The 12,426-nt window shown below is 36.0% G+C and carries 10 protein-coding genes; 7 read left to right on the top strand and 3 right to left on the bottom strand.

Translation table 11 applies throughout. The features are described from left to right. Positions 1–462 precede the first annotated feature (462 nt). The 3 genes from WFN33_RS16965 to WFN33_RS16955 are packed head-to-tail and all read left to right on the top strand — an operon-like array spanning position 463 to position 4,714. Positions 463–1,200 carry a hypothetical protein gene (locus tag WFN33_RS16965; protein WP_336954189.1) on the top strand — a complete coding sequence of 246 codons (738 nt, stop codon included), beginning with the start codon at positions 463–465 and terminating at the stop codon, positions 1,198–1,200. A gap of 34 nt (positions 1,201–1,234) precedes the next feature. Next, entirely contained in the window at positions 1,235–3,982 is a 2,748-nt protein-coding gene (gene mgtA / locus WFN33_RS16960; RefSeq protein WP_336954188.1) for a magnesium-translocating P-type ATPase, read from the top strand. Between the two features lie 12 nt (positions 3,983–3,994). Beyond that, on the top strand, positions 3,995–4,714 hold the full coding sequence (locus tag WFN33_RS16955) for an MgtC/SapB family protein (protein WP_336954187.1): 720 nt from the start codon (positions 3,995–3,997) through the stop codon (positions 4,712–4,714). A gap of 365 nt (positions 4,715–5,079) precedes the next feature. Here the strand turns inward: WFN33_RS16955 and WFN33_RS16950 are convergent, their stop codons facing one another. From WFN33_RS16950 to WFN33_RS16940, 3 genes are all read right to left on the bottom strand, one after another. Next, entirely contained in the window at positions 5,080–5,511 is a 432-nt protein-coding gene (locus WFN33_RS16950; RefSeq protein WP_336954186.1) for an acyl-CoA thioesterase, read from the bottom strand. Positions 5,512–5,738: 227 nt separating this feature from the next. Next, the gene (locus WFN33_RS16945; protein WP_336954185.1) at positions 5,739–6,542 is read right to left on the bottom strand and encodes an OmpW/AlkL family protein; all 804 of its coding nucleotides are present in this window, start codon (positions 6,540–6,542) and stop codon (positions 5,739–5,741) included. 482 nt (positions 6,543–7,024) lie between these two features. After that, positions 7,025–8,179: an iron-containing alcohol dehydrogenase gene (locus WFN33_RS16940; protein ID WP_336954184.1), complete on the bottom strand. Its 1,155-nt coding sequence runs from the start codon at positions 8,177–8,179 to the stop codon at positions 7,025–7,027. A gap of 120 nt (positions 8,180–8,299) precedes the next feature. On the opposite strand from WFN33_RS16940, the gene WFN33_RS16935 reads away from it, so the two are divergent. The 4 genes from WFN33_RS16935 to WFN33_RS16920 are packed head-to-tail and all read left to right on the top strand — an operon-like array spanning position 8,300 to position 12,065. Continuing rightward, positions 8,300–8,803, top strand: coding sequence for a low molecular weight protein-tyrosine-phosphatase (locus tag WFN33_RS16935; protein WP_336954182.1), 504 nt, complete (start codon positions 8,300–8,302; stop codon positions 8,801–8,803). A gap of 40 nt (positions 8,804–8,843) precedes the next feature. Further along, positions 8,844–9,872, top strand: coding sequence for a UDP-N-acetylmuramate dehydrogenase (gene murB / locus WFN33_RS16930; protein WP_336954181.1), 1,029 nt, complete (start codon positions 8,844–8,846; stop codon positions 9,870–9,872). Between the two features lie 13 nt (positions 9,873–9,885). After that, the gene (locus WFN33_RS16925) at positions 9,886–11,034 is read left to right on the top strand and encodes a YdcF family protein (RefSeq protein ID WP_336954179.1); all 1,149 of its coding nucleotides are present in this window, start codon (positions 9,886–9,888) and stop codon (positions 11,032–11,034) included. Continuing rightward, entirely contained in the window at positions 11,034–12,065 is a 1,032-nt protein-coding gene (locus WFN33_RS16920) for an alpha/beta hydrolase (RefSeq protein WP_336954177.1), read from the top strand. The genes WFN33_RS16925 and WFN33_RS16920 overlap by 1 nt, the downstream gene beginning before the upstream one ends. Positions 12,066–12,426 lie beyond the last annotated feature (361 nt).

The following is a 12,426-nucleotide window of genomic DNA, read 5'->3' as shown; positions in this document are numbered from 1 at the left end:
GAATTGGGCATGTTTTTATTTGCCGAAATTTAAGGAATATTCACAATTCCTTTCTGCCTGTACCAAGATAAATCATTTTAAAATCTCATCAGGTTCTCAATTTATATAAGAATTTTAATTCAAATTATGATGATCAATCTGGCATTTATAGACGTTGTTATGCTGAAAATCACTTGTTTTAAATATTTTTATGGTTATAATTGCGGCAACTTTAATTAGCGGAGACCCTAAGTGGCAAATTGTTCATCGAGGCGCTGTAGTTTATATACAGCCATTATTCGTATCTGAGCAAGAGAGCACTGCCTTTAGGAAAGCTGTCTTGCAATGAGACAGTTATAATCTGACTTTAAACTACATCCCCATTTTGACGTGAAATAGCTCAATTTTGACTTTAATTAGTTCAATTTTGGCTTGTTTTTGTGCGCACTTAGATTCATGCCGCCTCAGCAATGAGGATTACGGATGGTAATCAATCAACTTTGTATGATAGAAACAGTACTGATTACAGGCTGCTTTTTATTATTTATTATTCATAAATCAGCATATGCCGATCCTGTATTAATTACAGATGATGCAAGTGTTGCTGATCTATATACCTGTCATTTTGAAAGTAATATAAACTTTTATAAACATCAGGAGGTTAACTCCAGTTTTTCTCCAATATGCGGTATTGCCAAAAATTTGGAATTAAGCTTTCAATTGGATGATCATCTTCAAAATAAGAATCGTCATGATGTGATATCAGCTCAATTCAAACGGAATTTGAAAGCGGTGGAATCGAATAGTTGGGGCGCGGCTGTATCCCTAACAATAAGCCGAAATATGTATGGTGATAACCACTCCAGTTGGAAAGTGAATCTGCCCGTAACGTATTTATTACTGGATGATCGTTTATTTTTAAATGGCAATATCTCCTATGAACATCAGGGTAATACTCAGTATGTTTTAGCTGCAATTTCAAGCAATTATTGGATCACTGCTAAAACCTCTCTCAGTGCAGAAATCTTTAATCAAGATCATCAGTCTGTATTTTTTCAAACCGCATTTGGTTATGAGTTGATTCAAGATTTTGTCAGGGTCCAAGTGGCTTATGCAGATCGATTTGACCACCATCATGATCGCTGGTTTGGGCTGGGAGCTGAGTTGCTCACCAATTTTAAGCTCATAAAAAAATCATCTAATTCAATTCCTGTTCAATAGGAAGAAATCTTTATTGCCAAAAAAGGAGAACACTATGCTTCATAATCTATGGCAACGTTTATTTTCTAATTTCATCAAAAAATATCATATTCAACATTTATTTGAACGTCATCGTTCATTTAAAGAATTACATCAAGCAAGTTATGCCAGTGAAATTAGTAAAAAAATTTCACAAAGTTTGATCAATGCTTCCTATGAACTTTCAGACCAATTGCTCAATCATTTAAATACAACAGAGCATGGTCTGTCAGCAAAACAGGTTGAACAACGACAAGAACAATTTGGATTAAATGAGCTTGCGCATGAAAAACCACTGTCGTGGTGGAAGCATCTTTGGTATGCCTATCGCAATCCATTTAATATTTTACTTACCATTTTGGCTTTGGTGGCTTTCTTTACTGACGATATAGAAGGCACAATCATTATTACAACCATGGTTGTACTTTCTACGGTACTGCGCTATTGGCAAGAATTTAAGTCAAATAAAGCAGCCGCTGCATTAAAAGCAATGGTAAGTAATACGGCTACTGTGATTCGTCAAGTAGATTGGGATGATCCAGACCTTGAAACCATGCAATACGACCTAGATCAAGGATCTCAACAGGTTGAACTTGCGATCCAAGATTTGGTCCCTGGTGACATTATTTTATTGTCTGCTGGAGATATGATCCCTGCGGATTGTCGAATTATCTTTGCAAAAGATCTCTTTGTTTCACAAGCGTCGATGACAGGTGAATCTATTCCTGTAGAAAAGTTTGCTGATCAAAAAGATCACACTCTGCAAAATGCATTGGAACTGGAAAATATTGTTTTTATGGGAACTAATATTGTGTCGGGTTCTGCAAAAGCGGTGGTGGTAAATACTGGCACACAAACCTATTTTGGGGCATTGGCACACCGAGTATCACATGCAGATCGTGCAACGACCTCATTTCAAATGGGCGTAAATAAAGTCAGTTGGTTATTGATTCGATTTATGTTGATCATGGCGCCAATTGTATTATTTATCAATGGGTTTACAAAAGGTGATTGGAGTGAAGCATTGCTGTTTGCTTTATCTGTTGCTGTGGGTTTAACACCTGAAATGTTACCGATGATCGTGACCTCAACATTGGCCAAAGGTGCAGTATTCTTATCTCGTAAAAAAGTTATCGTTAAACGTTTAGATGCGATTCAAAATTTCGGTGCAATGGATGTTTTATGTACAGATAAAACAGGTACATTGACTGAGGATAAAATTTGTTTATCACAACATGTCGATGTAAATGGCAAGTCATCACAACGTGTACTGGTACAGGCGTACTTAAATAGCTATTACCAAAGAGGGCTGAAAAATTTACTGGATGCTGCAATCTTGGACCATGCTGCACAAGACTTGCAAGATCTAAATTTTAAATTTAAGAAGCTGGATGAAGTACCATTTGATTTTGTGCGTCGACGTATGTCAGTAGTGGTCCGCACCTTACAAGGGAATGCACGCATTATCACTAAAGGTGCGGCAGAGGAAATGTTGAAAGTCTGTTCGCATGTAGAGATAAACGACAAGATTGAGCTATTAACGCCAGAGTATCTTGAAGCTATTCAAGAAAAAATACGCCAATTTAATCTTGAAGGTCTACGTGTTATTGCCATCGCATATCGAGATTTTAATGGTAGATCAGATCACTTTTCTGTCGCAGATGAAAATAATTTGATTTTAACTGGATATCTTACTTTCTTGGATCCTCCTAAAAAATCTGCTGCACCTGCTCTAGCTCAATTGGCAGCCCATGGCGTCAATGTCAAAGTGCTTACAGGTGATAATGAGTTTGTTACTCAAAAAGTCTGCGAAGAACTTGGGTTGGATTGTGAACATGTACTTTTAGGTGGGCATGTTGAGAATATGACTGACGAAGAACTAAAATTTGCAGTTGAATATACTCAAGTATTTGCCAAATTAAGCCCAGTTCACAAAGAACGTATTGTGATGCAGCTGAAAGAGAATGGACATGTGGTTGGATTCTTAGGAGATGGTATCAATGACGCGGCGGCTATACGCAGTGCTGATATTGGAATTTCGGTGGATACAGCAGTGGATATTGCCAAAGAGTCAGCAGATTTAATTTTACTTGAAAAAAGTTTAATGGTGCTTGAAGAAGGCGTGCTAGAGGGACGACGTACATTTGCCAATATGTTGAAATATATCAAAATGACGGCAAGTTCAAATTTTGGTAATGTTTTTTCGGTATTAGTAGCGAGTGCTTTTATTCCGTTTTTACCGATGCTACCAATTCATTTGCTTATACAGAACTTACTTTATGATGTATCACAAATCGCCATTCCATTTGACAATGTTGATGATGAGTTGATCGAGAAACCGCAAAGCTGGAAACCAAATGAAATTGGGCGTTTCATGATTTTCTTTGGACCGCTTAGTTCGATTTTTGATATTTTGACTTTTGCACTCATGTGGTTTGTATTTCATGCAAATTCGCCAGAACAGCAAACCTTGTTTCAATCAGGCTGGTTTGTGGTCGGGCTACTGACACAAACGTTAATTGTACATATGATTCGTACGGAAAAAATACCCTTTATTCAAAGTCGTGCAGCGATGCCTTTGCTGGTCATGACCTTGGTCATTGTGGCTGTTGGTATTTTCTTACCAATGGGGCCTTTTGCTGAGTATTTAAAACTACAAGCTTTACCATTAAGTTATTTCTTATTTTTACCATTAATCTTGCTTGGTTACATACTGGTTGTCCAACTGATGAAAAAAATTTACATCCGTCGTTACGGTTGGTAATGGAGAACACCAATGCAACTCCAATTCATGCAACATCTAGAATTAGCGAATATGTTAGATTCTTTGATTAGTTTACTTGGCGCTTTTATTTTAGGAGGATTGATCGGGTTTGAGCGACAGTATAGACAACGTACTGCAGGTTTAAGAACCAATGTGTTGGTTGCACTTGGCGCTGCTATATTTGTTGATATTGCCAATAACTTAACAGGTGCTGATGGCTCGGTACGTGTGATTGCTTATGTGGTTTCTGGCATTGGATTTCTTGGCGCAGGGGTAATTATGCGTCAAGAAGGGAATATTCAAGGACTTAACACTGCTGCAACCTTATGGTGTTCTGCTGCCGTCGGTGCTGCGGCAGGCTGTGACCGTTTGGTGGAAGCAATATTGGCGACGATATTTATTTTGGCAGCCAATACTTTATTGCGTCCTATTGGGCACATTATCGACCGTAAGCCTTTAAATGTTGATTCGGAAATGCAACATGAAATTTATGTGGTTTGTCAAAAAGAGCACAGTAAATATGTTATGGATGAGCTGAATAAAGCTTTAAAGCGTTATCATTTTCCAGCCAAAGATTTTGATGTAGAACCTTTTGGTGAGCAAGATGTGGAAATTAAAGCGATTTTGATTGCGAATTCCGTTGAGGAAAAAGAAATTCAGCCCATTATTGAAATGTTAAATCAAATGCCAGAAGTGAGTCAGGCTTTTTGGGATCAAAATACGCTCGCTTGAAATGATACTTTATTTTTAGGATGTTGGGGATGAGTTTTTTAAGAATTAATTTTGTCTTAAATGATATAAAGTGAACTCGACTTATCTTTAACTGATTGAAAACAATGATCTTGACAGTGTCTTACTGAGCTTTCATTCAATTTCAGGGTCAGCCTGCGGCATGCCCTACTTTTTTTCGGAGGGAGGAGCTAAGCTTCGCATGGACAAGCATCTTGCAAAGTCTTGCTCCTCACCGCAAAAATCGTCGACAACCAGCTACACATTCAATAAATCGTAGAAAGAAGACTTTATGAATGAAGTCCTGCCTCAGACTATTACGGATGACGTTTCTGAGTAGCATATTTAATCAAGAACCTATATTGAACTCAGATTATATAGTTTTGCAAAGAATCTCGCATTTTTTGTGGAATCGGGGTGCTTTTTTTTGTTTCACGTTCTACAAAAACATGGATAAAGTGACCTTGTGCTGAAGCATCATTTTTACCTTGTTTGAAAATTGCCAGATCATAACTAAGTGATGTATTTCCAATTTTTGTAATCGCTACACCAACTTCAATAATTTCAGGGTAGGTGAGTTCTTCTAGAAAATGGCAAGAAGAATTTACCACCAAACCAATGATGGGTGAATGATGTATGTCAAAGTCTGCTTTGTGGATCAATAGCGCATTTGCAGCAGTATCAAAATAGCTATAATAAGTCACATTATTGACATGTCCATAAATATCATTGTCCGCCCAACGTGTTTGGATGGGTAAGATAAAGGGATATTGGCTGCGTAATTTTATTTCTGGTTTCATTTTGATTGATTCATTTCTATAGATTAAATATTTAGAATATTTTCGCTGTTAATCACGAAGTCAATTCTTTATATGGTTTTATAAACAAGTAACTTTATAGATGAATTTTGCATTTTTTTACAAGTGTTTTGGTTAAAACATTCACGATCAAGTTTGGGCAATAAAAAAGCTCATTAAGTATAACTTAATGAGCTTTTAAAATTTACAACTGATTCAGTTCAAATTGATTAGAAACGATAACCAAGACCTAAATAAGTCACGATTGGTTTAATTTCAATGCTGCTTTGGCCTGAAATTAAAGTTGTTGGTCCGCCTAACGTTGTACCATTTACATTTAATTTTGCTTTTGTTGTCAGATGCGCATATGAAACAGAAGCAGTTGCATACCAATTTTTATTGATATTGAAATCTGCACCTAGAATTGCAACAGGAGCAAACGCATCATCAACTTTAACTTTACCTAGTTCAGGTCTAAACGCGCCGATAGGTGAAGCTTTTAATGCATCATTGATTGCTGGATCAGTCTCAACATTTGAGAAATGAGCATACATCAAGCCAGCACCCACATAAGGGCGGATCTTGTTATTGATTGAACCAAAGTGATAACGAGCTGAAAGCGTTGGTGTATAAGCATCTGTTGTTGCAGCTTTATCAAATTTATTCAAATCAACTACAGTTAGGCCATGAACTTTAATGCTACCTTGACCAGCAAGTTCCATTTCAGGAGGAGCACCTAAAGTTAATTCAAGTGAAACGTTATCATTGACAAAATAATCAAGCATCAAGCCTGCAGTATCTGCATTTTGTACTTCAAAACCTGCATCAGGGTTATTAGCTTGTATATTTGCCAGAGGTCCTAAGAAAGGACTATTACCAGTTTTACCATTGACGCCTTGTCCTTTACTTTGAGGCATAACATGCAACCAACCAGCAGAAACACCAAAAGTCTTACCATCTGAAGTTGCTGCGTGAGTAACGTTGCTTAATCCAAATGCTGCTAATGGCAGAATCGCTAATGTAAGTTTTTTCATAAAATGATTTTCCAATACTATCAGTTGTCTTAATTTTCCGATTAAGATCCGGCGCGATTTTAGAGTAATTATTTTAAAAATTAAATAAAAATTAAATAAAAACTCATTACTAGGCAGTCATAAAAATAGTCATCTAATAGAGTATTTTTTTGAAAATTAATGAATTTTAAATTATTTCATTAAAAAAACTTTAAGTTTAATTGATTAAAAAATATAACAAACATTATAAGTCACGTTGATTTTTCACATATTAAGAATAACCAACTTCAACTTTAAAGTAGTTTTTGCGTGGTTACATTTTGAGTTGAAATGTAGTCAAATTGATGAGATATACCCTATGTGCATACTATGGTTTATGTTTGTATAAGTTATATAGAAGATATTTGAAAATAAAACACGAAGATGAAATATACTAACTTATCTCAATGTTTTATTTAGAAATTTATTTAATGTATGACTTCGTAAATGAATACTGATAACTTTTAATAAATCGTTTGATAAATTTTTAACGCATCTAAGTGGCTTAGCGGTCTTGGATTATTTTGTAAAAGACGTGTCTGAAGCATTGCATCGGATGCCAATCTGTCGAGTTGGTGTTCTTGTACATTTAAATCTCGTAACTTCAAAGCCAACCCACTGTGATCCAAATGTCTCTGCATATGATCAATAAATAAATCACACAAGCCGTCTGTGCTACCTTTACTATATGGATCAATCCATTGCATTAATTCTGCGTAATGTATTTTTGCTTCAGGCGCATTGAATTTTAAAATTTCCAATAAAACTAAAGCATTGGTATGTCCATGTGATAAATGAAAATGACCGCCCAACGGATAAGCTAAAGCGTGAACAGCACCTACTGGAGCATTGGCAAAAGCTTGTCCTGCAAGCATAGAGCCAAGTAACATATTCTGACGAGCTTCTAAATTTGTACCATCAGTTAATACTAATTTTAAATTTTTATTTAAAAGTTTAAGTGCTTGTTTAGCAAGCATGTCTGCATAAAAATTCTTTTTAATTTTAGAAGTATAGGCTTCAATTGCATGCACCATAGCATCGATACCTGTTGCTGCTGTGATATGTGCAGGTAAGCCTGAGGTAAAGGTTGCATCTAAAATTGCGACATCTGCATATAAAATTGGAGAAACAATTCCAGTTTTGGTTGTTTCACCTGTCGTGACAATAGAAATGGGCGTTACTTCAGAGCCTGTGCCTGCTGTGGTTGGAATAAGAATTAAAGGAAGGCGAGGGCCTTTGACATTATTAACCCCATAGATTTCCTGAATACTTTGTGATTGCTTTGGATTTGCCAATATCGCAATGAGTTTGGCAACATCCATAGAGCTACCACCACCGAAGCCAATAACCACATCTACTCGATTGTCTTTGGCGAATTTAACTGCCGATAAAACAATTTGCTCTGCTGGATCTGCCTGTACATCGGCATAAATTTCATAGTTTAAATTGCATTGCGCTAAAATTTTTAATAGCGGCAAATGCAGTGCGTGTTGAATCATGCCTGCATCTGTCACGATTAATGCTTTGTGGTATTGATTGCCTAATACTGTACTGAGTTCTTGGATTGATCCTAAACCTGAAATAATATTGGCTACAGTTTGGAATTGAAAATGACTCATATGTATTATCCTTAATCTATCATCACAAATTAAACATTATTGTTTTAAGCTTCTATAGGATTCGCCTGCTAAATAACTTAACATAAGACTTTATAAAAGAAATGATCATTTGAGGTTGTTATGTCATCCAAAATGCCATACAAAGTTTTATGTGTGTGCTTAGGAAATATTTGTCGCTCACCCACAGCAGAGGTGGTTTTACGACACTATTGTGATGAAAAACGATTAAATGTAATTGTGGATTCAGCTGGAACGAGCAATTATCATCCAAATAAATCACCCGATAGTCGTAGTCAAAAACATGCAATAAAAAGAGGCTATGATCTTTCTAGCTTACGTGCTAGACAATTAAAAATACAAGACTTTTTAGAGTTTGATTTGATTCTTGCCATGGATCATGAAAATCTTGCGGATATACAGCATTTGTATAACCAAGCCAGCAGCCAATTTGGTCTTGCTCAAATTAAAGCTAAAATTGCTTTAATGAGTGAGCACGATTGTATTTATCCACAACAGGCGCTTCCAGATCCTTATTATGGTGAAGCTGATGGATTTGAACGTGTACTTGATCAGTGTGAATCAAGTAGTTCGGCTTGGGTACATGTGTTTCAACAACAGTTTTAATGCACGTGATTGAAATATTTTTAGGAAATAAATTTAAGTTATGAATATTGAATCACAGGTTCAACTCAAACCTTTCAATACATTGAGTTTGAGCTCGATTGCATCACATTATGTCAAAATACAATCTATTGTAGATCTTCAGCAAGCATTACAGTTTTCTAAAGCACATGATTTAAACGTTTTATTGCTTTCAGGTGGTAGTAATATAATGTTGCCTGAACATATCCATGCGCTTGTTGTTGCTATAGATATACAAGGTGTTGAATTTTTAAGCGAAGATGCAAGAAGCAAAACAATCAAGGTGGGTGCTGGGAAAGTTTGGCATGATTTTGTGTTGTGGACGACCACACAACAGCTTTATGGTTTACAAAACCTGGCTTTAATTCCTGGTTTAGTCGGCGCATCGCCTGTGCAAAATATTGGTGCGTATGGTGTGGAAGTCGGTGAATTTATTCAATCTGTGGAAGTCTATGATCGTCTATCAGCACAAACTCTTTCAATTCAAGCACGAGATTGCCAGTTTTCTTATCGACACAGTATTTTTAAAGATAATCCAGATCGTTATGTCATTACCCATGTAATTTTTAAATTACTTAAACATGCTGATTTAAAAGTAAATTATGGAGATTTAAAAAATGCGATGATGGGAGATATGAGTGCTGAAAACTTACAAAAGCAAGTGATTCAGATTCGTCAAAGTAAGCTCCCGAACCCGAATGAATACCCAAACGTGGGAAGTTTCTTTAAAAATCCAATTATTAAGCAACAAGAGTTTTCACAATTAATTGCAAAATTCCCTAATATTCCACATTATCCTCAAACAGGGAATCAAGTTAAAATTGCAGCGGGTTGGTTGATTGATCAATCAGGTTGGAAAGGTAAACAGCTTAATCAGGTAGGAATGTTTCATAAACAAGCTTTGGTATTGGTGAATTATGCCGATGCAACACTGAAAGATGTACGCGCAACGTATCAGGCAGTACAAAAAGATGTTTTTGAGAAGTTTGGTGTGCACTTAGAACCTGAACCTGTGCTTTATGATGAATTAGGGTTAATCGAAAACCATTAGATTGAGTAAATATATGGTCAAACCGCATTGGATGGTCAGATTTCTACGAATAATTGCCATATTATTTGTATTGTTCGGCTGTTTGGTCGTTTTTTGGTATACGCCATTTTATTCGACAATGATGGTTAAAATCCTAAATAGTATTGTTCCCGTTGAAGTGAATCGGGTGGCAGCAAAGAGCCAACAAAATGCTGCGCTTTCGGAGGCTGAAAACTTAGAACCTGGGTCTGATTTATGGATTGCTCGACAAGCCTATCTTAAGCTGATGGATGAAGCGATTAAGAGTAAAAATGCACAGGATTTAATCTTACTTCAGTTACGATATAAAGCCTTACAAGAAAAAATTGCTAAAGAGCAAAAAAATGAAGAACTACAACAAAATAAACCCGTAATTCCTTTAGTTTCTGAACGTGCTGCATCAGATGTTGTTGAAAATCAGTCGAGTGATGTTGTTAAAAACTTATTGGATTTAAATAGTGAAGACAATAAAGCACTAATGGATGAATATTTAACATTCTTAAAAAAACATAAAATTGATGAAAAATTACTTCAAGAAAACTCACACACATTGGCAAATGAATTGTCCAGTTCGCAGGTACAAGAAGATCTTGAGAGTTTGCCAACCAAAACCAGTGAACAACCGAAGCCCATCAGTCAGCCTTATGCAATTGTAGTCTTGGGTGGTGGTTTAACTTTAGATAAAAATCAAAAAGATATTATTGTTAATGACTATACTAAGCTAAGACTTGAGACAACCTTGGCCTTAGAAGAAAAAAATAAGCTTCCTATTGTACTCAGCGGTGTAGAAGCGCCCTATATGCAAAAATGGTTGTCTGACCGTGGTGTTCAAGCAAAATTATTAGAAAATAGGAGTATGAACACATGTGAAAATACACGTTTCAGCTCATTACTTTTACAAAAGAAAGGTGGTGCACCCACAGTATTATTAATTACCGATCGTTATCATATGCCTAGAACACGTCGGTTATTTGCATTAAATGGTATAGAAACAATTCCTGTCAATGCACCTATGCCAACTCAATTAACAGCATGGCAGCCTAGCAAACAAAATTATGATCATAGTCGTAGAGCCAATTATGAAACTTTAGCAACAATCCGAGATATGTTGTTTGGTTCGAGTGGCTGTAGAGAGGTGCCTTAATGGCAGATATTCCATTTTTAAATCCAACAATTCTAAAGCAACTCGATTTACCTATACCAAGTCGAGATACAACACCACAACTATTAGAAGCCTTAAACTTAAATCGTGAATATATTCCAAATAAAGAAATAAAATCCTATCAACGTCTTTATGGTTTTGATCAACTGGACTGTTTGCAATGGCAAGGTTTTATTGATATGCCATTGTTTAAATTACATGTGCAAGTATTCAAACCTAATATAGATAAAATAAAGGGCACTGTGTGTTTATTGCACGGTTATTTAGAACATAGTGGTATTTATCAGCCGATTGTGAAAGAAATACTTGAACAAGGTTTTAGTGTGATTACTTATGATTTGCCTGGGCATGGGCTGAGTAATGGTTCTCCTGCAAATATTCAAAATTTTGATCATTACCAACAAGTGTTACATGCGGTCTATCAATATGTAAAAAATGCAGAGCAGCTTCCGAAGCCATGGTTGGGAGTGGGGCAAAGTACAGGTGGTGCAATTTGGATGCATCATTTACTTGAGTATGCACAAAAACGTGAGAATCCAATTGTGGATCGGGTATTACTGCTTTCACCATTAGTACGACCGGCAAAAACAGCGTGGTGGCATAATTCTATTGGTTTAGGAATTATTCGAAGAATTAAAAGAGAAGTCCCTCGTCATTTTAAAAGAAATAATCATAATCCTGAATTTTTAAGATTTGTACGCCTTAAAGATCCTTTACAGCCCAGAATGATGGGAATGGATTGGATTTTGGCAATGTCTAAGTGGATGTTAGAAATGGAAGCTTTTCCAAAGTGCCGCATTCCAGTTTGGTTGGCCCAAGGCGCACAAGATCAAACTGTAGACTGGAAATATAATATTGATTTTGTACGTCGACAATTTAGATTACAGACCCTATTGATTCTTGAAGAAGGATCGCATCAATTGATTAATGAGCGGGCAGATATACGTGCAGCATTAACGGGATTAATTCCTGCGTTTCTACATGCACAATCTTCTGGTGACTATTTTGAATGATCGATTTAGCTTATTTTTAAGCTGAATTTCTCAAATTGCTTAAAAAATGAGTGAATTATGCGGTTTTTTGAGTATTTAGATTAAAAAACAATCACACAATGCATTTTGTTGAAAATAGGGCTTGCGCTGGTTTAAAATCTGTATAGAATACGCAGCATCCCGACGCGATACAGCAAACGAACTTAGCTTAGAGGGTTAAGTTGTTAAATGTTTATTGCGTCTTATTTATCACTGACGAAGTGATAAATTAATCATTAAGAGAATATGAAGAACAACTTGTGTGGATTTTTACTGATTGATTGATCGAAATATTATCATTGATTGATTGGTTTAAATTACTCGAAGTTTATTTGAGAGAATT

Source organism: Acinetobacter sp. AS167, from assembly GCF_037152175.1.
Taxonomy (GTDB): Bacteria; Pseudomonadota; Gammaproteobacteria; order Pseudomonadales; family Moraxellaceae; genus Acinetobacter.
The sequence above is the reverse complement of the archived record's forward strand: the minus strand, read 5'-3'. Positions and strand labels throughout refer to the sequence as shown.